The organism is Nonomuraea rosea (assembly GCF_039539705.1).
Taxonomy (GTDB): domain Bacteria; phylum Actinomycetota; class Actinomycetes; order Streptosporangiales; family Streptosporangiaceae; genus Nonomuraea; species Nonomuraea rosea.
In genome coordinates this window covers 68,714-92,637 of record NZ_BAABDQ010000014.1, presented here as the reverse complement: position 1 = coordinate 92,637, position 23,924 = coordinate 68,714, and the positions used below count along the sequence as shown (strand labels likewise).

At 72.3% G+C, this 23,924-nt stretch carries 18 protein-coding genes; 6 read left to right on the top strand and 12 right to left on the bottom strand.

All coding sequences use genetic code 11. The annotated features are described in order from the left end of the window. A complete protein-coding gene (locus ABEA43_RS29930) occupies positions 1-1,251 on the top strand; it encodes a cytochrome ubiquinol oxidase subunit I (protein ID WP_345566949.1) in 1,251 nt (416 codons plus the stop codon). A gap of 9 nt (positions 1,252-1,260) precedes the next feature. Continuing rightward, positions 1,261-2,001: a cytochrome d ubiquinol oxidase subunit II gene (locus tag ABEA43_RS29925; RefSeq protein ID WP_345566947.1), complete on the top strand. Its 741-nt coding sequence runs from the start codon at positions 1,261-1,263 to the stop codon at positions 1,999-2,001. A gap of 123 nt (positions 2,002-2,124) precedes the next feature. On the opposite strand, the gene ABEA43_RS29920 is transcribed toward ABEA43_RS29925, so the two are convergent. Then, the gene (locus ABEA43_RS29920; RefSeq protein WP_345566946.1) at positions 2,125-3,873 is read right to left on the bottom strand and encodes a bifunctional metallophosphatase/5'-nucleotidase; all 1,749 of its coding nucleotides are present in this window, start codon (positions 3,871-3,873) and stop codon (positions 2,125-2,127) included. Between the two features lie 35 nt (positions 3,874-3,908). Further along, positions 3,909-4,673, bottom strand: coding sequence for an alpha/beta fold hydrolase (locus ABEA43_RS29915; RefSeq protein ID WP_345566945.1), 765 nt, complete (start codon positions 4,671-4,673; stop codon positions 3,909-3,911). A gap of 75 nt (positions 4,674-4,748) precedes the next feature. On the opposite strand from ABEA43_RS29915, the gene ABEA43_RS29910 reads away from it, so the two are divergent. Beyond that, positions 4,749-5,360, top strand: a complete 612-nt coding sequence (locus ABEA43_RS29910) for a TetR/AcrR family transcriptional regulator (protein ID WP_345566944.1) — start codon at positions 4,749-4,751, stop codon at positions 5,358-5,360. On the opposite strand, the gene ABEA43_RS29905 is transcribed toward ABEA43_RS29910, so the two are convergent. Beyond that, positions 5,347-7,008 (bottom strand): alpha-amylase family protein, encoded by a 1,662-nt coding sequence (locus ABEA43_RS29905; protein ID WP_345566943.1) that lies wholly within the window; start codon positions 7,006-7,008, stop codon positions 5,347-5,349. The two genes, ABEA43_RS29910 and ABEA43_RS29905, sit on opposite strands and share 14 nt — an antisense overlap. Before the next feature lie 47 nt (positions 7,009-7,055). Then, the gene (locus tag ABEA43_RS29900; RefSeq protein WP_345566941.1) at positions 7,056-7,988 is read right to left on the bottom strand and encodes a nucleoside hydrolase; all 933 of its coding nucleotides are present in this window, start codon (positions 7,986-7,988) and stop codon (positions 7,056-7,058) included. Between the two features lie 112 nt (positions 7,989-8,100). Here ABEA43_RS29900 and ABEA43_RS29895 point away from each other — a divergent pair, with 112 nt between their 5' ends. Next, positions 8,101-8,514 carry a PPOX class F420-dependent oxidoreductase gene (locus ABEA43_RS29895; protein ID WP_345566939.1) on the top strand — a complete coding sequence of 138 codons (414 nt, stop codon included), beginning with the start codon at positions 8,101-8,103 and terminating at the stop codon, positions 8,512-8,514. Between the two features lie 72 nt (positions 8,515-8,586). Here ABEA43_RS29895 and ABEA43_RS29890 read toward each other — a convergent pair whose 3' ends face one another. From ABEA43_RS29890 to ABEA43_RS29880, 3 genes are all read right to left on the bottom strand, one after another. Then, the gene (locus ABEA43_RS29890) at positions 8,587-9,774 is read right to left on the bottom strand and encodes a PucR-like N-terminal domain-containing protein (RefSeq protein WP_345566937.1); all 1,188 of its coding nucleotides are present in this window, start codon (positions 9,772-9,774) and stop codon (positions 8,587-8,589) included. 64 nt (positions 9,775-9,838) lie between these two features. Then, positions 9,839-10,039: an EF-hand domain-containing protein gene (locus ABEA43_RS29885; protein WP_345566935.1), complete on the bottom strand. Its 201-nt coding sequence runs from the start codon at positions 10,037-10,039 to the stop codon at positions 9,839-9,841. A 32-nt stretch (positions 10,040-10,071) separates the two neighbouring features. Continuing rightward, positions 10,072-10,950 (bottom strand): LysR family transcriptional regulator, encoded by an 879-nt coding sequence (locus ABEA43_RS29880; RefSeq protein WP_345566934.1) that lies wholly within the window; start codon positions 10,948-10,950, stop codon positions 10,072-10,074. Positions 10,951-11,012: 62 nt separating this feature from the next. Between ABEA43_RS29880 and ABEA43_RS29875 the strand changes: the two genes are divergently transcribed. Next, positions 11,013-11,993 carry an aldo/keto reductase gene (locus tag ABEA43_RS29875; protein WP_345566933.1) on the top strand — a complete coding sequence of 327 codons (981 nt, stop codon included), beginning with the start codon at positions 11,013-11,015 and terminating at the stop codon, positions 11,991-11,993. A gap of 115 nt (positions 11,994-12,108) precedes the next feature. Here the strand turns inward: ABEA43_RS29875 and ABEA43_RS29870 are convergent, their stop codons facing one another. The 4 genes from ABEA43_RS29870 to ABEA43_RS29855 all read right to left on the bottom strand — a co-directional run bounded on the left by ABEA43_RS29870 (position 12,109) and on the right by ABEA43_RS29855 (position 21,926). After that, the gene (locus ABEA43_RS29870; protein WP_345566931.1) at positions 12,109-13,296 is read right to left on the bottom strand and encodes a tetratricopeptide repeat protein; all 1,188 of its coding nucleotides are present in this window, start codon (positions 13,294-13,296) and stop codon (positions 12,109-12,111) included. Then, positions 13,293-14,714: an AAA family ATPase gene (locus tag ABEA43_RS29865; protein ID WP_345566930.1), complete on the bottom strand. Its 1,422-nt coding sequence runs from the start codon at positions 14,712-14,714 to the stop codon at positions 13,293-13,295. The genes ABEA43_RS29870 and ABEA43_RS29865 overlap by 4 nt, the downstream gene beginning before the upstream one ends. A 91-nt stretch (positions 14,715-14,805) precedes the next feature. Continuing rightward, positions 14,806-16,104 (bottom strand): crotonyl-CoA carboxylase/reductase, encoded by a 1,299-nt coding sequence (ccrA, locus tag ABEA43_RS29860; RefSeq protein WP_345566928.1) that lies wholly within the window; start codon positions 16,102-16,104, stop codon positions 14,806-14,808. Then, entirely contained in the window at positions 16,101-21,926 is a 5,826-nt protein-coding gene (locus tag ABEA43_RS29855; RefSeq protein ID WP_345566927.1) for an SDR family NAD(P)-dependent oxidoreductase, read from the bottom strand. The genes ccrA and ABEA43_RS29855 overlap by 4 nt, the downstream gene beginning before the upstream one ends. Positions 21,927-22,153: 227 nt before the next feature. Here ABEA43_RS29855 and ABEA43_RS29850 point away from each other — a divergent pair, with 227 nt between their 5' ends. Further along, entirely contained in the window at positions 22,154-23,266 is a 1,113-nt protein-coding gene (locus tag ABEA43_RS29850; RefSeq protein WP_345566925.1) for an alpha/beta hydrolase, read from the top strand. Positions 23,267-23,339: 73 nt separating this feature from the next. Here ABEA43_RS29850 and ABEA43_RS29845 read toward each other — a convergent pair whose 3' ends face one another. Next, positions 23,340-23,672 carry a hypothetical protein gene (locus ABEA43_RS29845; protein WP_345566923.1) on the bottom strand — a complete coding sequence of 111 codons (333 nt, stop codon included), beginning with the start codon at positions 23,670-23,672 and terminating at the stop codon, positions 23,340-23,342. Positions 23,673-23,924: the final 252 nt, after the last annotated feature.

Below are 23,924 nucleotides of genomic sequence, written 5' to 3'. Positions count from 1 at the left end.
ATGGAAACCGTGGAGCTCGCCCGCCTGCAGTTCGCGCTCACCGCGGGCGCGCACTTCCTCTTCGTCGCGCTGACCCTGGGACTGGCGACCCTCGTGGCCGTCATCCAGACCAGGGCGACGTTCGGCAGAAGCCCCGTGCACCAGCGGATGACCAGGTTCTGGGGGCAGCTCTACATCATCAACTACGCCATGGGCATCGTCACCGGGCTCGTGATGGAGTTCCAGCTCGGGCTGTCCTGGAGCGGCCTGACCGAGTACGCGGGCAACGTCTTCGGCTCGGCGCTGGCGATCGAGACGCTGGTGGCGTTCTTCGTCGAGTCCACGTTCCTGGGCCTGTGGATCTTCGGCTGGAACAAGCTGAACCGGTGGGCCCACCTGGCGCTGATCTGGATCGTGACGGCGACGGCCTACGCGTCGGCGTTCTGGATCATGGTGGCGAACGGCTTCCTGCAGAACCCCGTGGGCCACGTGGTGGATGGCGGCCGGCTGCGGCTGACGGACTTCGGCGCGATGGTGGCCAATCCGGCCGCGCAGGTGGCGTTCTGGCACATCGCGGGCGGCGCGCTGGTCGTCGGCGGGTTCTTCATGGCCGGGGTGAGCGCGTACCACCTGCGCAGGCGCACGGCCGAGCAGGACTTCTTCCGTAAGTCGCTGCGCATCGGGATCGGCGTGGCGCTGCCCGCGGTGTTCTTCACCGCGACGTTCGGCGGGCTCGGGTTCGAGACGCTGCAGCCGACCAAGGTGGCGGCGTGGAGCGGGTCCGCCGACCGGCTCGCCGCGGCCCAGGCCGAGATGGTGGCCGAGCACGGCCCCGGCGACTGGCTGCCGTCGACCGGCTGGGTGCAGAGCGGCGGCATCGCGATGCTGACGCTGTTCGCGGTGCTGATGCTCGTGGCCGGGCTGAGCTGCCTGCTGATGTTCTTCCGGCCGGTCGTCCGCGGGTTCAGGCTGTGGCACTGGCTGCTGATGATCATGATTCCGGTCCCGTTCCTGACCATGATCGCCGGCTGGCTCTTCCGTGAGATGGGCCGCCAGCCCTGGGCCGTGTACGGGCTGCTGACCACGGCGGATGCGATGTCACCTGTGACAGGGGCGCAGATGACCTTCTCCTTGACCGCATTCGCCGCCGTGTTCGCGCTGCTGATCGTGGTCAACTACTGGCTGCTGGCCAGAAGCGCCCGGCGCGGGCCCGATGCCGTGGCACTGGGCGATCGCCCGATCGAGGCCCCCGTCCCCGTCCCTTCCTTCTGAGGAGCCGTCATGGAGATCTTCATCCTGGCCTTCTTCGCGCTCGGCTACCTCGTGCTGGCCGGCGCGGACATCGGGGTCGGCATGGCGCTGCCGTACCTGGGGCGGTCGGCGGCCGAGCGGCGCGAGGTGATCGCCGCGATCGCGCCGTTCTTCCTGGGCAACGAGGTGTGGCTGGTGGCCACGGCCGGCGTGCTGGCCGGGCTCTTCCCCGAGCTGGAGGGCGAGCTGCTGACCGGGAACTACACGCTCGTCGTGACGCTGGTCCTGGCCTGGGTGGTCCGCGACATGGGCCTGTGGCTGCGCGGACGCGTGCCGGGGACGCGCTGGCAGGCGTTCTGGGACGGCGCGGTGGTGGCCGGCAGCTGGGGGCTGGCGCTGAGCTGGGGGATGCTGCTCAGCCACCTGCTGCTCGGCATCGAGGGGCCGGTCGCGGTCCTGGGGGCGCTGGTGGTGGTCGCGCTGTTCGGGACGCACGGGCTGACCTTCGCCGCGCTGCGGCTGCGCGGGGTGCTGCGGGAGCGCGCCGGGGTGCTGTCGGGCGGGGCCGGGGAGGCGCGCACGTACGCGCTCACCGCCGCGGCCCTGGGGATCGTGGGGGTGCTGGCCGGGCTGCGGCTGCCGTTGCATCCGGGCACGTCGGGGGCCGTGCTGGTGCCGGTGATCCTCGTCATGATCCCGCTGCTGGTGTCGGCGCAGGCGTGGGTGTGGTGGTTGTTCAGGCACCGGGTCAGCGGGCCTTCGTACCTGTGAGCCTCGTCGGACGGTGCCCGTGCGCACGTCGCGGCGGCCCGCCACGTGCGCACGGTGAGCGTTGCCCTGGAGGGAGCCCGGCCCCGGACGGCGGGTGGGTCCTCCCGTGCGCAGCCGTACTGACTAGAAGAGGGGCACCCCGTCCCTGGTCAGCTTCCAGTTGGCGGCGGCGAAGTCCGGCGGGTTGATGGTGCCCTTGGCCGTGGCGTACTCGATCAGCGCCTGCCGGATCTCCACCTGCGCGTTGTAGAGCACCTCGGCCCCGGTGACGTGCGGGAACCCGCCGCCGCCCGACTGGCGGTAGTTGTTGATCGCGACCACGAACTCCTTGTCCGCCGGGACCGGCGCGCCGTCGAAGGTCAGGTTCGCGATCCGCTGGCCGACCGGCTTGGCCACGTCGATGTCGTACGAGACCCCGGAAAGCTGGTCGTAGTTGTAGTCCGGGGTGTTCGCGGCGTTCGTCAGCTTGGTGACGTCCACCGGGGCTCCGGGGGCGAGCTGGTTGAAGTACTTGGCCGAGTACTCCAGATAGTCCTTGATCTGCGCGCCCGTCAGCTTGACCGCCAGCAGCGTGTTGTCGAAGACGTACAGCCCCGCCACGTCCCTGACCCGGACGTCACCCGCGGGGAAGACGGCGGTGCGGCTGAACGGCGCCGCGATCGACAGCACCGGCAGCGTGTTGCCCGGCAGCGCCTGCTTGACCGTCTCCACCTGCACCTGCTGGATGTAGTCGAGGATCGGCGTGTCCTTGTACGGCGACTCGGCCGCCGACAGCTCCTGCGCCGACTGCGCCACGACCCTGTTCACGTAGCCGACCGTGGTGTCGTGCTGCGGCTTGAGCAGCTCGACGATCTTCGGGTCCTCCGCGACGGTGTTCGTGTTGATCGTGGTGGCGGACTTGGCGGTGACCGCCCACCGGCCGCGCTGCTTGGTGAGCTGGAAGTCCAGCTTCGACAGGCGCTGGCCCCACTTGCCCGGCTCGGTCAGCAGCACCTGCCGCCCGGTGGTCTTGTTCGTGACGAACCGCTGCGGCACGTCGTTGTGCGCGTGCCCGAACAGCACCGCGTCGATGCCCGGCACCTGCTCGGCCACCATCGCGGAGGCGTTCTCGACCGGCAGGTCGCCGCCGTAGGAGGACATGCCGTTGTCGCCCGCGTGCGCGGTCACCACGACCACGTCGGCGCCGAGCCCTCTGATGATCGGCACCCACCGCCTGGCCGACTCGACCAGGTCGGTGAAGCGCAGCTTGCCCTCGACGTTCGCCTTGTCCCAGATGGCCACGCCCGGGTTGGTCAGCCCGAGCACGCCGACCTTGATCGGTTTGTCGCCCTTGACCTTCATGGTCTTGATCACGAACGGCTTGTACGCGGGCAGCCCCGACGTGGCGTAGACCGCGTTCGCGCCCAGCACCGGCGCCCTCATCTGCTTGATCCAGGTGGCCAGCAGCGGCAGACCGTAGTTGAACTCGTGGTTGCCCAGGGTCACGGCGTCGTACCCGACGGCGTTCATGGCCTTGGCCATCGGGTGGATCTGCCCGGTCTGGGTGATCGGCTCCACCTTGGCGTAGTAGTAGGCCAGCGGGGTGCCCTGGATGGTGTCGCCCGAGTCGAACAGCAGCGTGTGGTCCGCCCCGCGCTCCGCCCTGATCTGCTTGACCAGCGAGGACACCTTGGCCAGCCCGACGCTGTTGCCGGCGCTGTCGGCGTAGGCGGTGTCCTTGAAGTAGTCCCAGTTGAGGGCGTTGCTGTGGAGGTCGGACGTGCCCATCACGGTGACGGTCACCGATCGGGCGCCGGCCTGCGCGGGGGGCGCCACCAGGGCCAGCGCGCACAGTGCGGCGGCCCCGGTGAGTGCTAGCTTCTTGGTCTGCATGAGCCGGAGGGTAACCGGGACAAATTACTCGTTGATTACGAATCTCCCCGGCCGACGAAGTCCCGGATCAGCGCCGTGATCTCGGCCGGGCGCTCGTGCAGGACCACGTGACCGCTGTCGAGCTCGGCGTACTCGCTGCCGGGCAGCGCGGCGTGCAGGGCGCGGGCGCCCTCGACGGGGATCAGGTAGTCCTGGGTGCTGCCGACGACCAGCGTGGGCGCGGTGACCTTCGGCAGCAGGCCCCGGAGGTCCACCCGCAGGTCCAGCTCGATCTGGCGGAGGGTGCCGCGCGGCGGCTCGCCGGCCAGCAGGGTGTCCGTCCCCGCCCGGCTCACGAATCCCGGGCTGAACGCCATCAGCGGCCCGTACGCGGCGAAGCTCTCCGGGTCGGTGGCCGCCAGCCTGGCCCAGGTCCGCAGGCCGAGCAGCAGCCGGCTGTCCTCGGCGTGCGTCCATCCGCCGATCAGGACCAGGCGCCTGACCAGCTCGGGGCGCTCGGCGGCGACCGCCACGGCCACGGCCGCGCCCAGCGAGAAGCCGACGAGGTCGGACGGGCCCTCAAAGGTGGCCGCGACCTGGCCCGCGAGCAGGCCGAGCGTGAGGTCGCCGCCGGGATCGGCGCTCTCGCCGCTGCCCGCGTAGTCGGGGGTGATGACGGTGCGGAGGTCGGTGAGACCCGGCACGAGGTGGGCGTAGTTGGTGACGGCGTCGCCGCCGGTGCCGTGCACCATGACCAGCCCGGGGCCGCTGCCGGCCCGGTGGTAGTGCACAGCGCCCGAGTCGTGGATGGCCGTGGGCATCTGCTGTCGCTCCCGTCTCGATTCTTTAGCGATCGATACAGAACGATAACATAGCGAACGCTATAGAATGGACGCGTGGCGAGACAGCGGGCATTCGACAGGGAGACGGCGCTGGAGAGCGCGCTGCGGGCGTTCTGGCGGCACGGCTACGAGGCGACCTCGATCGCCGAGCTCACCGCCGCGATGGGGATCAGGCCGCCCAGCCTGTACGCGGCGTTCGGGGACAAGCGGCGGCTGTTCGAGGAGGCCGTGCGCCGATACCAGGAGACCTACGGCGCCTTCACCACGCGGGCGCTGGCGGAGGAGCCGACCGGGCGGCAGGCCGTCGAACGGGTGCTGCGCGAGTCGGCGGCCGAGTACGCGCGTGACGACCATCCGCGCGGCTGCCTGATCATCTCGGCGGCGGTCAACTGCGGGCCCGAGTCCGCGGAGGTGGAGGAGCTGCTGCGCGGGTTCAGGGAGGCGGCGAAGGCGGCGATCAAGGGGCGGATCGACGGCGACGTCGCGGCCGGGCGGCTGGCGGCCGGCACCGACACGGCGGGGCTGGCCGCGTTCTTCGCCTCGGTGATCCAGGGCATGTCGACGCAGTCGCGCGACGGGGCCGGCCATGACGAGCTGCGCAGGATCGCCACGCTGGCCATGTCCGCCTGGCCGGCCGCGGGTACAGCGGCTGTTACAGGGACTTGACCGAGGCGTCCTCCGGGGGGATCTCCGGGGGCGCGGCGCGCAGCCAGCGGCAGCCGTGCGGGTCCAGCGGCAGCCGCACCACGCCGTCCGCCGAGACGTCGACCGTGCCGTCCACCAGCAGGTCCGTGAGCCGGTACCGCTCCAGCCCGGCCAGTTTCAGCTCCACGTCCTGGGCCGTGTCGCAGAGGTTGTGCGCGACCACGACCGTGGCGCCGTCGGCGTCGGAGCGGTGGGCGAGCACCGCGGGATGGCCGGTGTCGAGCACGGTGTACTCGCCCCAGGCCAGCTCGGGACACTCCCGGTAACGCTCGATGAGGAGCTGGAACCAGCGCAGCAGCGAGCTCGTGTCCCGCTTCTGGTCCGCCACGTTCACCCGGTCGGGGGCGAAGGAGCCGTCCGGGACCTCGCGCACCGGCTCCGCCTGGCTGAAGCCGCCGTCCCGCGACCACTGCATCGGGATGCGGACCGCCATGCGGCCCTCCTCGTCGAGGTTCTCGCCCATGCCGATCTCCTCGCCGTAGAAGATCACGGGCGTGCCCGGCAACGAGAACAGCAGGCTGTAGGCCATCTTGATCCGCCGCAGGTCGCCGCCGAACATGGTCGGCAGGCGTCGGCGCAGCCCCCGGCCGTAGATCTGCATGTCCTCGCTCGGGCCGAACGCCGCGAAGATCTCCTGCCGCTCCTCCTTCGTCAGCTTGTCGAGGGTGAGCTCGTCGTGGTTGCGCAGGAACATGGCCCACTGGCAGTCCTTCGGCGGCTCAGGACGCTCGCGCAGGGCGGAGGCCAGCGGCCCCGCCTCGTTGCGGGCCAGCGACAGCCACGCGCGCTGCATGCCGATGAAGTCGAAGCACATGGTGACCTGGTCGCCCAGGCCGTCGCCGAAGTACTGCATCAGGTCCTTGTACGGCAGGTTCACCTCGCCGAGCAGGATCGATCCGCCCTTGCGCCGCGTCATGAACGCCCGCAGGTCCGCCAGGAACTCGTGCGGGCTCGCCAGCCGCGGGGTGACGTTCTCGATGAGGAACGGCACCGCGTCCACCCTGAACCCCGACAGGCCCAGCTCCATCCAGAAGCCGAGTATGCGCGCGATCTCGTCCCTGACCTCGGGGTTGCCGACGTTCAGGTCCGGCTGGTGCCGGTAGAAACTGTGCAGGTAGTACTGGCCGGACCCCTCGTCGTACTCCCAGATGCTGTTCTCCTTGTCGGGGAAGACGACCTGCTTGGGATCGTCCGGCTCCGGGGTGTCGGACCAGACGTACCAGTCGCGGCGCGGCGAGTCCCGGCCCGACCGCGACTCCTTGAACCACGGGTGCTGGTCCGAGGTGTGGTTCACGACCAGGTCGGCGATCACCCGCAGCCCCCGGTCGGTGGCGGTCCGCATGAACTCCACGAAGTCGCCCAGCGTCCCCAATCGCGGGTCGATGGAGTAGAAGTCGGTGATGTCGTATCCGTCATCTTTGTTGGGAGTCGGGAAGAACGGCATGAGCCAGAGGCAGGTCACGCCGAGCCCGGCGAGATAGTCGATCTCCTGCGTCAGCCCGCGGAAGTCGCCCACGCCGTCGCCGTTGCCGTCTTTGAAGGTCTCCACGTCGAGGCAGTAGACGACCGCGTTCTTGTACCAGACGTCGGAGGTGTACGTCAGTCGCATGCGCCCCCCGCTACCCCCGATTCACGCGGTCAGGCGCGCGGGCCCGATCAGGCCAGCGTGCGGATCGCGGCCTCGACCATCCGCCAGAACTCCTCGACGTCGATCCCGGCGCCCACGCGCGCGTTCGGCGGGCGCCTGAGCGTGCCGGTCAGGTCGACGCTGGTCGCGCCCGCCGTCTCCGTGCCGTGCAGCTCGATGTCGAGCCTGGCCCGTACGGTGCCCACCACCCCGGGCGCGGCCACCAGCGCCACCGCGACCGGGTCGTGCAGCGGCCCCGCCGGCATGCCCTGGTCCGCCTCGTACGCGGTGTTGAAGAAGCTGAGCAGCTCCACCCCGAAGGCGGCCGTCCTGTTGCCGATCGCGCCGATCCTGGCGAGGACGTCCGGTGTGACGAGGGCCTGGTGGGTGACGTTCAGCCCGATCATCGTGAACGGCACCCCCGACTCCAGCACGATGGCCGCCGCCTCGGGGTCGGTCCAGGAGTTGAACTCGGCGTACGGCGTGATGTTCCCCCGCCCCGTGGACCCGCCCATCCAGACGACCTCCCTGACCCGGGAGAGCCGGTCCTCATAGGCCCTGACGAACATCGCGACGTTCGTCAACGGCCCGGTGGCCACGATCGTCACCTCCTGCTCCGCCTGATCGAGCGTGTCCCTGATCAGCTCGATCGCGGTCCGCGGGTCGGCCGCCACGGACGGCGCGGGCAGGTCGGGGCCGCCGAGCGCGTTGTCCCCGTGGATCCCCTCGGCCGGCGTCAGCCTCCGCACCAGCGGGCTCGCGGCGCCGGGCGAGATCGGCACGCCGGTGATCCCGGCCAGCTCGGTCACCACCCTGGCGTTGTAGGTGGTGTGGCTGAGCCGCCCGTTGCCGCCGACGGTGGTGATGGCCCGCAGGTCGATCTCCGGGCTCCCGGCGGCCAGCCAGATCGCGAAGACGTCGTCGTGTCCCGGGTCGCAGTCGAGGATGATGGGGGTCGGCACGTGAGCCTCCTGTCAAGAATTATCCGAACATGTTACGGATCATTGGTCGATCTGGGCCGCCGGTGTTCGTATGAACGATGCGGAACCTCATCCAGCCGAAGGAGCAGCCCGCATGTCGTTCACCGAGGAAGAGATCGCCTACCTCCGCTCGCAGCCGCTCGCGCGGGTCGCGACGCTCGCGGAGGGCGGGCAGCCGGACGTGGTGCCGCTCGCGTACGAGTTCGACGGGACGTGCTTCTGGGTCGGCGGGGTGGGCGAGAGCACGCTCCGCACCCGTAAGTTCCGCAACGTCCTGGCGGGCCGTACCAAGGTGGCCCTGGTCGTGGACGACCTGGTCTCGCTCGATCCCTTCATCGCGCGGGGGATGCGGGTCTACGGCGCGGCCGAGGCGCCGGTGGAGCGGGTCAGCGTGGCCGGTCCCGGCCTCTACGCCCGCATCGTGCCGGCTCTCTCGTGGAGCTGGAACCTGGCCGGCGAACCGGTCGGCGACACCTGGTACCCGTCGAGACGCGCGGTCCACCACTGAGGCCGGTGCGAGATCGGCCTCAGGGGGCCGGTGCGGGCCCAGCTCCCGAGGCCCAGCTCCCGAGGCCGAGGCTCAGCCCCGGAGGCTCGCGCCCACGGCCTGTCTGGCTCTCAGGGCGATCTCCAGCTCGAAGCGGATCTCCGGGTCGGCGAGCTGGTCACCGTACAGCTCCTCCAGCTGCCGCAGCCGGTAGCGCACGGTCTGCGGATGCACGTGCAGTCTGGCGGCCACCTCGCCCGCCCCGCGCCCGTGCCGCAGCCAGGCCAGCAGCGTCTCCGCCAGCCGGTCCTGCTGCGTGGGCCGCAGGTGGGCCAGCGGCGCGAGCCGCACCTCGGCCAGGGCGCTGACCAGCTCCTCGTCCTTGAACACCACCAGCGTCGCCAGGTGGTCCGCGCACCGCAGCAGCCCGCGCGGCAGGACGCCGCGCCCCGACAGCTCCAGCGCCTCGCGCGCCCACCGCAGCGACGTCGCGGCGGCGGCCAGCGGCACGGCGGGCCCGATGGCGGCCCGGTAGCCGCGCAGGGCGTGGTCCAGCATCGGGCCCTGGCCAGGGCCGTTCGGGTCGGGCACCAGCAGGCAGGGCGCGGGCCGCTCCAGGCCCAACAGCACGTCGGGCGGCAGCGCGGGGGCGCGGCGGGTGGCGTGCCGGTCGTCCAGCGCCACGCACGCGACCGTTCGCGGCAGCCGCCAGCCGGCCGCCTTGGCCAGGCCGGCGATGGCCTCCGCGCCGGCGGGCGGCCGGCTGAGCAGCAGGTCGAGCAGGCGGTTGCGGCGGCGGTCCATCTCGCCGGCGGAGTGCGCCCTGGCCTCCTCGAAGCCCTCGGCCGCCGCGTCGGCGAGCTGGTCGAGGTAGACGAAGATGGCCTCGCCCAGGTCGTACAGGGACTGCGGGGACAGGCCGAGCGGGTCGGCGATCTCCGTCAGCCGCCGCCAGCCGACCCGGGCGCCGAGCCGCATCGCGGTCTGCAGCGGCTCCAGATTGCGGCCTTCCGCCGCCTCGCCCTTGCCGATCATGCGGAACGGCTCCGGGTCCCAGGAGGCGCCCGGGTGCTCGATGCGGTCGAGGAAGCCCTCGATGCCCTGTTCGACCGCCGTCCGGACGACCTTGATGTAGAGCTCGTCCGACGGGCGGGCGTATTCGGGGATCCGGGCCTGGATCTCCTCGATCACCTCTTGGGAGACCCGGCCGATGCCCGCTCTGAGCGTTCGTACGATGTCCGCGGGTGTACGGCTTTCGCTGTTGTCACTCTTGTTGGCCATCGTCCCTCCTGCCGCCATTGTGACCCAGGCAACAAGAGATTGTGTAGCAAGTGCTTGTTTTCTATCACTTCTGGAGGAAAGCGGCGAACTCCTCCAGATCAATCAGACCGTCGCCGTCCTTGTCGAGCTTCAGCACCCCTTCCTGCGCGGCCTCCAAGCTCACCGGCTGGCCGAGCACCTCCATCAGCCTGACGAGCTCGACCGCGGAGATGCGGCCGTCCTTGTCGGCGTCGATCAGGTCGAAGGTGATGGCGTAGTCGCTCATGTGTCGCCCTTCATGCGAGATCCGATATCGCGTCAGACCTTAGTGGTCACTTGTCGCAACGCGTCGATGAATGCCATGACTTGTGGGCTGACATCACCTTCGCGCCAAGCAATGGCCAGTTCCCCAGGAGGCAGCCCCGTAACCGGCCGATAGACCATTCCCGGCCTGCTGTAGAGCGTGGCGTTCCCCTCCGCGACGAGCACGACGCCGAGCCCGCTGGTCACCGCCTCGAACACCTCCTCCGGCGTGTTGGCGGTGACCCCCACGACCGGATCGTCCTCGCGGGCGTCGCGCCCGAGCCAGTAGTCGCGCAACGGCCCCGCCGCGACCGGCAGCGCGATGAACGGCTCGTCCCGCAACGCCCCGAACGGTACCTCCGCCAGCTCCGCCAGCCGGTGGCCCGCCGGCATGGCCACTCCCCTGCTCTCGGTCGCCAGCACGTACGTGCGCAGCCCCGGCGGCACCGGCAGCCAGATGAACGCCACGTCGGAGGTCCCGTCGCTTAGCCCGCCGCTGGGGTCGTCCCAGCCGACCAGCCGCAGTGACACCTCCCACCCCGGCATCTTCTTCCGGAACCGGCGCAGGGCCTCCTGCTGCAGCCCCCGCCCCACGGCCGTCTGCATCCCGATCACCAGCGTCCCCGTCGGCGCCGCCGCACGCGCCTCCTCCACCCCGGCGCCCCACCGTCCGAGCAGGTCGCGGGCGATGGGCAGCAGCGCCTGACCCTGCCTGGTGAGCGCCACGCCGCTGTGCACCCGCTCGAACAGCCGGAACCCGAGCTGCCGCTCCAGCACCCTGAGCTGCTTGGACAGCGCGGGCTGGGAGACGAACAGCCGCTCGGCGGCCCGCGTCACGTTGAGCTCCTCGGCCACCGCGACGAAATAGCGCAGCTCCCGCAGATGGACGTCCATAGCCATTGGTTATAGCAAAGGGTCTTGGACGCCCGTGCAGGCTGGGCGGCAGGATCGTCGGCATGAAGACACGCGTACTCGGCAGCTTGCAGGTCCCGGCCATCGGTTACGGCGCCATGGTGCTCTCACCCGGTGTGTACGGCGAGATCGACGACACCCGCGCGGAGGCGGCACTCAAGACGGCGCTGGACGCGGGCGCGACCCACATCGACACCAGTGACGCCTACGGCGCGGACGGGCACAACGAACGCCTCGTGGGCCGCGCGATCAAGGGGCGCAGGGACGAGGTGGTGGTCGCGACCAAGTTCGGCCTGGCGATCCCCGAGGGGGAGTCGAGCAGGTCGCAGCCGGTCGGCTACGCCTTCAACGAGCTCCGTGTGAACGCCGAGCCCCGCCTGGTCCGCGGCTACGCCGAGCGCAGCCTGCGCCATCTGGGCACCGACGTGATCGACCTCTACTACGCCCACTACCCGGACCCCGGCGTGCCGATCGAGGACACGGTGGGCGCCATGGCGGAGCTGGTGCGGGCCGGGCTGATCAGGCACGTCGGCCTGTCCAACGTGACGGCCGCGCAGCTCAGGGCGGCACACGCCGTCCACCCCGTGGCGGCCGTGCAGAACGAGTGGTCGATGTGGCGGCCCGCGGACGCCGCCCTGCTGGCGACCGCGCGCGAGCTGGGCGTCGGCCTCGTGGCCTGGAGCCCGCTGGGCAACGGCTTCCTGACGGGCACGGTGCAGGCCCTGGGGGACGGCGACTTCCGCCACAACGCCCCGCGCTTCTCGGCGGAGAACCTGTCGAGCAACAACGACCGGTACGCCCCGATCCGGGACCTGGCCACCCGGCTGGGCATCTCCCCCGCGCAGCTCGCTCTGGCCTGGCTGCTGCATCAGGACGAGCACGTGGTGGCCATCCCCGGCAGCCGCACGCCGTCCCACATCGAGGAGAACCTGGCCGCCACCGACCTCACCCTGCACCCCGACACGCTGGCCAGGATCGACGAGGCCCTGGCCACGTTCGAGGTGACGGGCGGCACCTTGCTCTGACCGGATGCGACTGGCCGCGACTGGCCGGGCGCGACCGACCGACCGCGGCTGGCTGGTCACGACTGGCCGGGCGCGACCGACTGGCCGCGCCCGGCCGGCGGCTCCTGGGCGGCCGCTATGCCGGGGTGCCGGTGACGCGCCGCACGCCGGCCGCGATCCAGATCGTGGCCAGCCCGGCGTACGCGCTGAGCAGCGCCACGGCCGGCACCGCGACGATCACCGAGGTGACGGCGGCCAGCGCGAGCAGGACCGCCCAGCCGTACAGGAGCGCGCGTCCCCCGGCCGAGCCGGTGTGCGCGGCCTCCTGGACGGCGGTGACCAGCACCATGACGGCGACGCCCGCGGTCCCGAGCGCCTCCTGGCCGAGCCACACGCCCAGCGCGAGCACCACCGCCCCCGCGACCGCCAGGCCGCAGGACAGCATGGCCACGCGCGACTCCGCGTCCTCGAACAGCAGGCTGGTGGCCTTGGCCCGGGCCAGCCTGAGCGTGGTCCACGCCTCGGCGACCCAGGCCGCCCAGTGCAGTACCGCGATGAGGATGAAGACCACGATCAGCGGCGGCACCGCGGGCAGCAGGAACACCAGCCGCCAGCCGCCCCGATAGCCCTGGCGCAGCCGCACGAGCCTGCGGTAGAGCGGGTTGCGCTGCTTCAGCGCCGCCACCAGCAGGTCCCTGGCCTGGCCGAAGCCGGGATCGAGGCGCAGCACCTCGCGGAAGGCGTCCGCCGCCCGTCGGGGGTCGCCGAAGGCCAGCGCCGCACGCCCGTAGACGAGGTGCGCGGTGGCGCTCTCCGGATCGAGCCCTACGGCGTGCGCGGCGGCGGCCTGGGCCTGCCCCGCGTCCCCGAGCTCGGTGAGCGCCACGGCCAGCAGGCTCACCAGGTCGGTGTCCTCCGGATCGATGGCCAGGCCGCGCCGCGCCGCATCGGCCATCCGGTGCCATTCGCCCTTCAGCATGTGCGCGCGGGCCAGCAACTCCCAGGTGGGCGCGTGCTCGGGCTGGAGGTCGAGCGAGGCGCCGATCGCGGCCAGCGCCTCGTCGGGGCGGCGGGCGCGGTAGTACACCTGGCCGGCCGCGTAGTGGGCGAACCACTGGTCGGGCGTGAGCCGTACCGCCTCGTGCGCCTCCGCGACGGCCTCGGCGACGCTGCCCTGCTGGACGAGGGCGAGAGCGAGGAAGGAGTGCGCGGTGGCGTGCTGCGGCTCCTGGGCGAGCACCCCGCGCAGCTCACGCTCGGCCTCGGCCGGCCGGCGCAGCTGCAGGAGTGTCCGCGCCCGCTGAATGGGATCGGCTACGGTCACCACTTGCCCTTGACCCAGGGCATCAGCTCGTCCCACGTGCCGGAGTCGTTGGCGTGCATCACGTAGTTGCGCGCGGTGGCCATCCACTCGCGTACGGCGGTGGGCCGCACGCTCTGGGCCGCCGCCAGCAGGTCGGGAGTGGTCAGCGGGATCGCGCGGCCCGCGCTGATCGACTGGTGCAGCTTGGCCTCCACCGCACGGTCCACGACGCCCTTGAGGTCCGCGCCGACGAAGTGGTCGGTGATCCGGGCCACCGCGTCGAAGTCCATCTCGGCCAGGGGCTTGTCCCTGCACAGGATGCGCAGGATGGCCGCGCGCGCGGCGTGGTCGGGCGGCGGCACGAACACCGGCTGGTCGAACCGTCCAGGGCGGCGGAAGGCGACGTCCACGTACCAGGGGGCGTTCGTGGCGGCCAGCACCAGCACGCCCTCGTTGGCGTGCTGGTCCACGCCGTCGAGCTCGGCCAGGAACTGGTTGACCAGTTGCCTCGTGTGCGCCTGGCGCATGTCGGAGCGGCGCGCGGCCAGCGCGTCCACCTCGTCGAAGAACAGCACGCATGGCCGGTTGCGGCGGGCCAGGTCGAACGTGGCGCGCAGGTTGCGTTCGCTCGATCCGATGTACATGTCGAGGATGTCGGCCAGGCCCACGTTGACGAACGACGCGCCGAGCTCCCCGGCCGCCGCCCTGGCCAGGTGGGTCTTGCCCGCTCCCGGAGGGCCGTACAGCAGGACGCCGCCGCCGGCGCGCTTGCCGAACGCGGCGAACAGCTCCGGCTGCTGGAGCGGGAGCAGCAGCTTGACGCGCAGGGCCTCCTTGACCGCGTCCATGCCGGCCACGTCGGCAAAGGAGAGCTTCGAGTGCTCGACCTCGGCGCTGGCTCCGGGCCCTGACGCGGGCGCGACCGGTCCCGGCGCGACGCCGTACGGCGGGGCGGGCGCGCCGTACGGGGTCACGGGCGGGGCGACCGGATCGGCCGTGCCCTGTGGCTGGGCAGGGGCGGCGTGAGAGGGGGCGGGCGGGGGCGACAGGCGGGCGGCGAGGTCGGCGTCGGCCACGGACGGGTCGCGGGAGATCGCCTCGTGGTAGCGGTAGCCCGCCCGTGCCGTGTCGCCCTCGCCGAGCAGCGCCCGGGCCGCCAGCACGCCGAGCGCGGGCGGGTAGCCGGGCTCGGCCAGCAGCGGTTCGAGCGCGGCCAGGGCCGACCCGTGGGCGCTCTGCCGGACGAACGCCTCCGCCAGCCCCGCCGTGATGCCGGGGTCCTTCGGCGCGAGCACGAGCGCGGCCCGGAATTCGGCCTCGGCGTCGGCGAGATAGCCCTGGGCGAGCAGCTGCCCGGCCAGGTGACGGCGGAGCGGGAGGTTGTCCGGGGATAGGCGCGCCGCCTCGCGGAGGGCCTGAAGGCCGGCATCGTCGGACACGTGCGGTCCCCTCTGTCGCAGGTTTGGGTCGCACTCAAACTACCGACATGCGGCTCCTGCCCAGATCTGAACCCTCCCGGGCGGGGCCTTCTCATCGTGTGCGGAACAGTCCGAGCCGGTCCTCCCCGATGCGCTCGCGCAGCTCGTGGTCCTCGATGCCGAGGTGTTCCCCGGGGGCCAGCGCCAGGACGCCGACCTTGCCGACGTGCTGGTTGAGCTGTACGGCGCGGGCCGCCTCGCCCGTCTCCGTCAGCGGGTACACGGCGGACAGCGTGGGGTGGATCAGGCCGAGCGAGATGAGCCTGTTCACCTCGTGGCATTCCTGATAGTTCGCGCCGTGGGAGCCGATGATGCGCTTGAGCTTCATCCACAGGTGCCTGTTGTCGTACTCGTGGGCGTACCCGCTGGATGATCCGCAGGTGACCACCGAGCCGCCCCTGCGCGCGACGTACACGGACGCGCCGAACGTCTCCCTGCCCGTGTGCTCGAACACGATGGCCGGATCCTCCCCCACCTGCCGCCGGACCTCCGCCCCGAGCCTGCGCCAGGACTTCTCGTCGGTCAGGTCCTCGAACTGCGAGCGGTCCACGACGTGCGCGCAGCCCATTCTGCGCAGCAGGTCGGCCTTGCCCTGGGAGCTGACGACGCCGACGGGGATGCCGCCGCCGTTCCTGACGAGCTGGACGCCGTACCCGCCGAGGCCGCCCGTCGCGCCCCACAGCAGCACCACGTCGCCCTGCTTCATCCGCGCGCCGCGCTCGCCGACCAGCATCCGGTACGCGGTCGAGGCGCACAGCATGTTGCAGGCCGCCTCCTCCCAGCTCAGGTGCCTGGGCTTGGGCAGCAGCTGGGTGGCCTTGACCACGGCGAAGTCGGCCAGGCCGCCGAAGTTCGTCTCGAAGCCCCAGGCCCGCAGGTCGGCCGCCAGCATGCCGTCGTGCTGGATGACCGGGTCCTCGCCGTCGACGTAGGCGGGGCTGGTGACCACCCGGTCGCCGGGCCGCCACCTGCGCACCGCGGCCCCCGTACGGACGATCACGCCGGACGCGTCCGAGCCGAGCACGTGCGTCGGCAGGTCGTGCCGCGGATCCGCACGCCCGAACCGCTCCAGGAACGCGAACGTCGGGATCGGCTCGAACATCGCCGACCAGACCGTGTTGAAGTTGATCGCGCTGGCCATCACCGCGACGAGCACCTCGTCGGCGGCCAGCTCCGGCATCGGCACCTCGCCGACGTGGATGGTCCTGCGCACATCCTTGTCGGCGTCGTGCTGGTCGAACGTTCCCACCTCCTCCTTGCGGAGGTGCGCGGCCCGGTAGGCCGAGGGAACGTCCAGGTGCTCCAGCTCGGCGCGTTCCGCGCCTGCCACCACGGCCTGTGCCAGCGTCATAGCAGTCCCTTCAGGTGCTCGGCGACGACCTCGACGTGCGGGGGGTCGAGCAGGTTGAGGTGGTGCGATCCGGGGATCTCGACGATCTCCAGACGGTTGCTGTACGGGCCGAAGCCCCTGGCCGGGTCGTTCTCGTGCGCGTAGCGGGCATCCGCCACCGCCCAGGGGGTGACCTCGGTGGACCGGTAGAGGACGACCCTTCCGTCGTACGGCTCCGGTTCGTAGCGTTCGATGGCCCTGGTGTCCTCGTGGGAGGCGAGCTGGTGATGGACGATCGCCGGGCTCAGCTCGCTCAGGACACCGGAGTCCGCGATCCGGGCCTGTACGAGGGCGAGCTGGGCCTCCTCGTCCAGCCCGGCCAGCTCGGCCCGCTCCAGCCGGACCGCGACGCCGTAGGTCTCGCGGAGGTATGCCGCGAAGTCCGCGTACCGGCGGGCGTGCGCCTCCCGCCGCGCCGGCTCGGTCACGCGGTCGGGCAGCCCGGAGTCGATCATCGCCACCAGCTCCACGTCGTCCAGCCGGTGTGCGAGCTCGAAGGCCAGGATGCCGCCGAACGACCAGCCGCCCAGCCGGTACGGGCCTTCGCAGACGTCCTGGACGGCCTCGGCGTACCTTTTCGCCCGCTCGGGGATCCCGGCGGCGCCGTCCAGCCTTTCGAGGCCGAACACGGGGACGGGGAGCCGGGCGGCCAGCAGCGTGTAGACGCCGGTGGTGCCGCCTGCCGGGTGCGCCAGGAAGAGCGGCCTGCCGGTGGTCACGGCGTTCAGCGGACGGACGACGCCGCGCCGGGCCGCCGTCTCGTCCACCGCCCTGACGGCGTCCGCGATCCGCGCCACGCCGGGCTCCGTCACGGACGGCTCGCGGCCGAGCAGCCCGGTGAGCACGCGAACCACCTGCCGCTCCGCCGCATCCCTCGGCCCCACAGCGGACGCGGCAGACGCGGCGGGCGCGGTCGGGGCGGTCAGGTCGGTCGGGGCGGCACGCGCGGTGGGGGCGGCGGGGTGCTCGGGTGCGGCGGGCTGGGCGGGTGCGGCGGGGTGCTCGGGTGCGGCGGGCTTGGCGGGCAGGTTTTCGGTGATCGTTCGGGCGAGGGCGCCCAACGTGCCGCCCTTGAGCAGCGGGGCGGTGGGCACGGTGACGCCGAAGTCGTACTCGACGGTGCCGCGCAGCCGGGTGGCGGCCAGGGAGTCCAGCCCGAGGTCCGTCAGCACGGTGTCCTCGTCGAGCCGGTCCGCCTCCACCCCGAGCACCGCGGCGACCCGGTCCCTGAGCCGTCCCGTCACGGCGGTCAGCGCCGCGCCGGGCGGCAGGGCGGCGAGGTCGGGGGCGGGCGTCTCGGTTCCGTCGGTGAAGTCGGAGAAATACGGTATGCGGGCGATAGCGGGAAATAGCGCTACCGCCCGGGTGGTGTCCAGCTTGATGACACCGGCGGGCAGATCCCGCTGGATCAGCGCCTCCAGCGCCTCCAGGCCCTCCTCCGGGGTCAGCGGTTCGACGAAGGGCAGGGCGGTGGCGCCGGCCCACGTTCCCCAGGCGATGCTGATCGCGGGCAGCCCCTCGGCCCTGCGACGTTCGCACAGCGCGTCCAGCCAGGCGTTCGCGGCGGCGTACGCGGCCTGGCCCGGCGAGCCGAGCAGCCCGGCGGCCGAGGAGAACGCGACCCACCAGTCCAGGTCCAGGTCCTTGGTGGCCTCGTGGAGTCGCAGGCCGCCGGTGACCTTGGCGGCCCAGACGCGTTCGAGGCTGCCGGGGTCCAGGTCGGCGATCAGCCGGTCCTCCAGGACGCCGGCCGCGTGGATCACGCCGCGCAGCCGTACCCCGCCGGCCGTCGCCGCCGCCACCAGCCGCTCCGCCGTCCCGGGGGCCGCCAGATCGCCCGCGATCACCTGCGTGACCCCACCGCATCCGTCCGGAAGCGCGGCGGCGGTGCGGCCGTTCAGGATGATGCGGTCGGCGCCGCGTGCGGCGAGCCGGCGGGCGACGAGCCGGCCGAGCCTGCCGGACCCGCCGGTGATCACGTACGCGCCGGGACCGGTGACGGGACGAGCCGGTCGCGCGGGCGGCGGAAGGGGGGCGCGGCGCAGGCGGGCCGCGTACCGGACCCCGCCGCGCCAGGCCACCTCGTCGTCGGCCGGGTCGCACGCCAGCTCCGTGACCAGGTCGCCGAGGTCGTCGAAGTCCACCAGGGTGGCGCGGGTCTCCGGGTGCTCCAGCGCCAGGACCCTGACCAGGCCGCGTAACGCCGCCGGTCCCGGATCCGGCGCCTCCCCTTCCCGTACGGCCTGCGCCCGCTCGGTCGCGATGACGATCCGAGCACCCTGCCGGGCCAGCGCGGCGACCTGGAGCAGGACCCGCTGGGCACCGGCCGGGCCGAGAAGCCGGGGCGGCAGCACGAGGACCCCAGATGACGGCCCGGATGACGGCCCGCTCGACGGCCCGGACGACGGCCCGGTCGTGGCGAGGAGGGAACGGAGGCGGGCCGCCCGCGCATCCCCCTCATCGGCCAGGATGAGCCAGGCGCGGGCCGGGCCCGCCTCCCGTGGTGGCGTGGGAGCCCAGGCGCGGACGACCAGTTTGGCGTCCAGCGTGGTCGGGACCGGCTCTGGAGGCGAATCGGCGGTCTCGGCGGCTGAGAGGGCACCGTCCAGGGCCACGTGCCGGATCCGCTCCAGCACTCCACCCACCCGCACGGAACCTGAGCCGGCACCCTCGCGAATCCTTCCGGATGCGAGGGTCGCCGTGCCGTGCACGGTCCAGGCGCCCGCCGCGTTCTTGGCGGACAGCTCGACCAGCCCCTCAGACAAGGTGACGGTGACCTGGGCGGGCAACGGCAGCAGGGCATGGAGCTCGACGTCGTGCAGCTCCGCCGCTCCGTGCACCTCGGCGACCGCCGCCCGCGCGAGCCCGGCCACGACCGCGATCGGAAGGACAGGATGGCCGTCGCGGTGCCATGCGTCCCGTGGCAGCCGCCAGGGAGCCTCGGCGAGGTCGTCGAGCGTGGTCGACCACGAGTGCCCCGACGGGGTCTCCACATGCGTGCCGAGCAGCCGATGCCCCGCCGGAGGCTTGCGGCCGGCCGCCCAGTGCCGTACATGACGCCAGGGCGACGGCGGCACGTCCACGATCCGCCCTGCGGTGCGCGGGGTGACGGCAGTGGCGGTCGTCGCCACCGCCGCGTGGAAGTCGCCCCCGGTGACCAGGGCCGCAGGGGGGAGGGTGGCCCGCAGCGCGCCCGCGAGCAGCGGCCGGGGGCTCAGCTCCGTGAACACGGTGTGCCCGTCCCCGGCCGCCGCCAGCACGGCCTGCATGAGACGTACGGGACGGCGGACCCCCGCGGCCCAGTACGCGGCCTCGAACGCCGGCGTCTCCCGGGGATCGTCGAAGACCGTGGAGTAGTAGGGAACGACGGGCCTGCCCGCGACGATCGCGGCCAGCTCGGCCCTGAGCCGCGGAAGCAGCGGCTGCACCTGGGGCGAGTGCCCGGCCCCTTCGGCCGTCAGCGTCCTGGCGAACAGCCCGCGCCCCGCCACCTCGGCCGCGAACTCCGCCACCCGCGCCGGATCCCCCGTCACCACGCTCTGCACGGGCGAGGAGTGGACGGCCACGTGCAGGTCGTCCGGCACCTCGGCCGCGCACACGCCGAGCACCGCCATCGTCCCGCCACCGCCCAGGGTGCCCAGCAGGCGGGCCCGCGTACAGATGACCTTGACGGCGTCGGCCGTCGGGAGCCCGCCCGCCACCACCGCGGCGGCCACTTCCCCCATGGAGTGGCCGATCACCGCGGCCGGCTCGAACCCGTAGGCCCGCCACAGGTTCGCCAGGGCCATCTGGACGGCGAAGGCGATCGGCTGCCGCGTGGCGACGCCGGAGGGGTTCGGATCGTGGACGTCTATCCCCGCCTCGGCGGCCAGGAGCGGAGCCAGGTCGTCGATCGTGCGGGCGAAGGCGGGCTCGGTGGCGTACAGGTCCATGAGGGGCGGCTGCGGGCTGTATCCGCCGAACACCCACACCGGACCCTTCCCCGCCGTCCGGGCTGTGGGGCGGACGGTACGCAGCCGTTCGGCCAGCTCCGCCGCGTCCCCTGCCAGCACGGCCGCGGCCATCTTGCCGCGGCCTGCCCGTCTGGCCAGGGTGTGGGCGACGTCCCGCAGGTCGCCGGCGGGCTGCCAGGCGGCCAGGGCCCTGGCGTGGTCGCGGACGCGTTCGGCCGTGGTGTCGGTGAGCAGGAACACGTGCTTGCTCGTGCCCGCCGCCTCCCGTGCCGCCTGCCCGGCCGCGCTCAAGGTAGGTGCGTCCAGGACGGGTGCGCCCAGGACGGGTGCGTTCAAGGCGGGTGCGTCCAGGGCGACGTGCGCGTTGGTGCCGCCGAAGCCGAACGCCGACACCCCCGCCCGCGCCCCCGCCCGCGGCCAGGGCGTGGGCGCGGTGACGACGCGGAGGGTGTCCCAGGGGATGTGCGGGTTCGGGTGGCGGAAGTGCAGGCTGGGCGGGATGACACCGTGGTGCAGGGCCAGGACGGTCTTGATCAGCCCGGCCACCCCGGCGGCGGCCTCCAGGTGCCCCAGGTTCGTCTTGGCCGAGCCCAGCAGCACCGGCGCCGGAATCGCGGCGGCGATGGCGCGCGCCTCGATGGGGTCGCCGAGCAGCGTGCCGGTCCCGTGGGCCTCGATGTGGTCGGGGCCCCGGCCCAGCCCCTCGTACACCTGCCTGAGCAGGCGTTCCTGGGCCTCGGGGTTGGGCGCGACCAGCCCGTTCGAGCGGCCGTCCTGGTTGACGGCGCTCTCGCGGATCACCGCCAGCACGCGGTCCCCAGCCCGTACGGCGTCCGCCAGCCGCTTGAGCACCACCACCCCGCACCCCTCGGCCCTGACCATCCCGTCCGCCGCGGCGTCGAACGCCTTGCACCGCCCGTCCGGCGCCGTCCCGCCCCCGCGCTCGAAGGCCAGCGTGATGAGGGGCGAGAGGAGGAGGTTCACGCCGGCGGCGAGCGCGAGGTCGGATTCGCCGGCCCGCAGGCTGGTGACCGCCAGGTGGACGGCGACGAGCGAGGAGGAGCAGGCGGTGTCCACGGCCAGGGACGGCCCGCGCAGGTCGAGGAGGTAGGACAGGCGGTTGGCGGCGATGCTGAACGCCGCGCCGGTCGCCGTCCACGCGTCCACGGCGGCCAGGTCGGCGCCGGTCAGGTGGGCGTACTCGTTGCCTGACAGGCCGGCGAACACGCCGGTCCTGGTCCCGGCCAGGGATCTGGGCGCGATGCCGCCGTGTTCGAGCGCCTCCCAGGCCGTCTCCAGGAGCAGCCGCTGCTGCGGGTCCATGGCCGCCGCCTCCCCGGGCGCGATGCCGAAGAACTCCGCGTCGAACCCCGCGACGTCGTCCAGGAACCCTCCGTGCCTGGACATGCCCGCCAGCACCGCCCCGGTGCGCGCCGACCCGTCGTCGAACGCCTCCCACCGCCCCTCCGGCACCTGCCCGACCGCGTCGCGGCCGTCGATCAGCAGCTCCCAGTACGCGGCGGGCCCGTGCGCCCCGGGGAACCTGCAGCCGATCCCGACCACGGCGATCGGCTCGCCCGGGCCGGGCGGCAGGCGTACCGGGGGAGGGACGGGTGCGGACAGCGCCCGGGACAGGCGCGCGATCGTCGGGTGCTCCCACACGAGCGTCGGGCTCAGCTCACGGCCGACCAGCTCGGCCAATTCGCCCGCGATCGCCACCGCCTCTCGCGACGACAGCCCGTACTCCTCCAGCGGCCGATCGGGATCCACGTGCTCGCCGAGCCGCTCGACGAGGAAGCGGCGGATCTCACCTTCGCCGGGTACGTCCACGGAACACTCCCATGCAGCCGGGGTGATCGGCCAACATACCCATCCGTTCAGGGCGAGAGGCAGGCTCGAACGGAACATTCCTCGGGTCCTCTTTGTCACGCGAGTGACAATCCGCTGATTTATCCGGCATCGCGCAACAACGGCTGGCATTTCGTTGCCTGCGGTCATAGCTGGACCTATGCCGTACGCCCTAGCCTCGCCTGCACCCACGGCGAAGGGGGGCCACCATGCGACGGTCCGGCCTGACGGCACTGGCGGCGACGCTGCTGCTCCTCGGCACGAGCACCACACCCGCCCAAGCGGCCGGCCTGGGCACGAGCACCACACCCGCCCGCGCGGCCGACCCCGACTGGGCGATCGTGCCCGACGGCGGTGGCGGGCAGTCGGCCGCGCCCACGCCCACGCCGTCCGGGCAGTCCGGCTACGCGCCGGGCCAGCCGGCGCTCCCGGGGACCGCCCGCGTCGTGCGGGAGCGCCGCGTGGACGCGCGCACGCTGGACGTCCTCATCTCCTCGCCGTCCATCGGCCGGATGACGCCGGTCCGCCTGCTGCTCCCCCGAGGCTGGTCGAAGAGCGCGCGGCGGACGTGGCCGGTGCTGTACCTGCTGCACGGCGGCGCGGACGACTACACGTCGTGGACCCGCATGACCGACGTCGCCGCCTACACCGCGAACCTGGACGCCATCGTCGTCATGCCGGAGGCGGGCCGGGCGGGCAACTACTCGGACTGGCACAACGGCGGCAGGGGCGGCCCGCCGGCGTGGGCGACGTTCCACACGTACGAGGTGCGCCGCCTGCTGGAGGTCGGCTACCGCGCCGGGCCCAGGCGCGCGATCGCGGGCCTGTCGATGGGCGCGTACGGCGCGATCAAGTACGCCGCCCGCTATCCCGGCATGTTCCGCTTCGCCGGCGCGTACAGCGGCATCATGGCCACCGAGCTCCCCGGCATCCCGGAGATCATCATGAACGCCCAGTCCAGCGAGAAACAGGATCCCCTGGCGCTGTGGGGGCACCCGAAGCGGGACAAGAAGGTCTGGGCCGCCAACGACCCGATGGTGCTGGCCCCGAACCTCAGGGGCGTCAGCCTCTACCTCTCCAGCGGCACGAACAGCTTCAACGGCCCGCTCGACCCGCCCGGCTCCCCGTGGCATCCGGCCCACCTGGGCGAGCCCCTCTCGGCCTACACCGGCAAGGCCCTGAGCGCCCGGCTGAAGAAGCTCGGCATCCCGCACACCCTCCACCTGTACGGGAACGGCACGCACACCTGGCCGTACTGGACCCGCGAGTTCAAGAGGTCGTACCCCATGATCGTCAGAGCGCTGGGGCTCCGCGGCGGCTAGAACCCCGCGCCGGCCAGGGGCGCGTCGAGCGCGCTCCTGGCCGGCGGCCCAGCGGTGATCCTTGTGTACGGGTCTACGGGACGTCGAACGTCTTGCGGACGTTCGCCCCGATGACCTCGATCCCCTTGGTGCCGAGGATGCCGTCGAGCGGCAGCGACACCGTGTAGGGGGCCGTGGCCGGCAGCCCGATCCCCGGCAGCGAGCCGACGACCTCGATCCCCCAGAACTCAGGCTGCTTGATGTAGACGAGCGGCGACAGCGAGACCTTCATGTTCAGGTACGGCTTGGTGCCGCTGACGATCAGGATGAACGAGTTGGGCACGATCCCCGGTACAACCCGGACGTCCTCGAAGTCGATCAACCGCACGGAATTTGACTGCGGCAGCTCGGCGAAGTTTTCCGCCATGGTGGAGCCCCCTTCTGAAAACTGTGAAATCCCCCAGGTCACCGGCCGTAGCGCAGACGTCACTGACCGATGACCTCTTCCCGTGAGCTACGAAACTCTCACGCGTTCGCCGGGCGGGGCAACGGCCGGAGAAGGGGGCCACAGGACCCTAACGACGAGGCCACTGATCCAGTGAGACCGGACATTTCGCGCCTCGCCGATAGAACGCGATAGCCCCCGCCGATCGGCTGTCGCGCGACGGGCGGGGGCTAT

Coding starts and splice junctions, on each gene's coding strand:
- ABEA43_RS29850 (WP_345566925.1), top strand. CDS start 22,154: ATGCGACGGTCCGGCCTGACGGCACTGGCGGCGACGCTGCTGCTCCTC.
- ABEA43_RS29875 (WP_345566933.1), top strand. CDS start 11,013: ATGAAGACACGCGTACTCGGCAGCTTGCAGGTCCCGGCCATCGGTTAC.
- ABEA43_RS29905 (WP_345566943.1), bottom strand. CDS start 7,008: ATGCGACTGACGTACACCTCCGACGTCTGGTACAAGAACGCGGTCGTC.
- ABEA43_RS29880 (WP_345566934.1), bottom strand. CDS start 10,950: ATGGACGTCCATCTGCGGGAGCTGCGCTATTTCGTCGCGGTGGCCGAG.
- ABEA43_RS29925 (WP_345566947.1), top strand. CDS start 1,261: ATGGAGATCTTCATCCTGGCCTTCTTCGCGCTCGGCTACCTCGTGCTG.
- ABEA43_RS29920 (WP_345566946.1), bottom strand. CDS start 3,873: ATGCAGACCAAGAAGCTAGCACTCACCGGGGCCGCCGCACTGTGCGCG.
- ABEA43_RS29890 (WP_345566937.1), bottom strand. CDS start 9,774: ATGGCCAACAAGAGTGACAACAGCGAAAGCCGTACACCCGCGGACATC.
- ABEA43_RS29930 (WP_345566949.1), top strand. CDS start 1: ATGGAAACCGTGGAGCTCGCCCGCCTGCAGTTCGCGCTCACCGCGGGC.
- ABEA43_RS29885 (WP_345566935.1), bottom strand. CDS start 10,039: ATGAGCGACTACGCCATCACCTTCGACCTGATCGACGCCGACAAGGAC.
- ABEA43_RS29915 (WP_345566945.1), bottom strand. CDS start 4,673: ATGCCCACGGCCATCCACGACTCGGGCGCTGTGCACTACCACCGGGCC.
- ccrA (WP_345566928.1), bottom strand. CDS start 16,104: ATGACGCTGGCACAGGCCGTGGTGGCAGGCGCGGAACGCGCCGAGCTG.
- ABEA43_RS29845 (WP_345566923.1), bottom strand. CDS start 23,672: ATGGCGGAAAACTTCGCCGAGCTGCCGCAGTCAAATTCCGTGCGGTTG.
- ABEA43_RS29895 (WP_345566939.1), top strand. CDS start 8,101: ATGTCGTTCACCGAGGAAGAGATCGCCTACCTCCGCTCGCAGCCGCTC.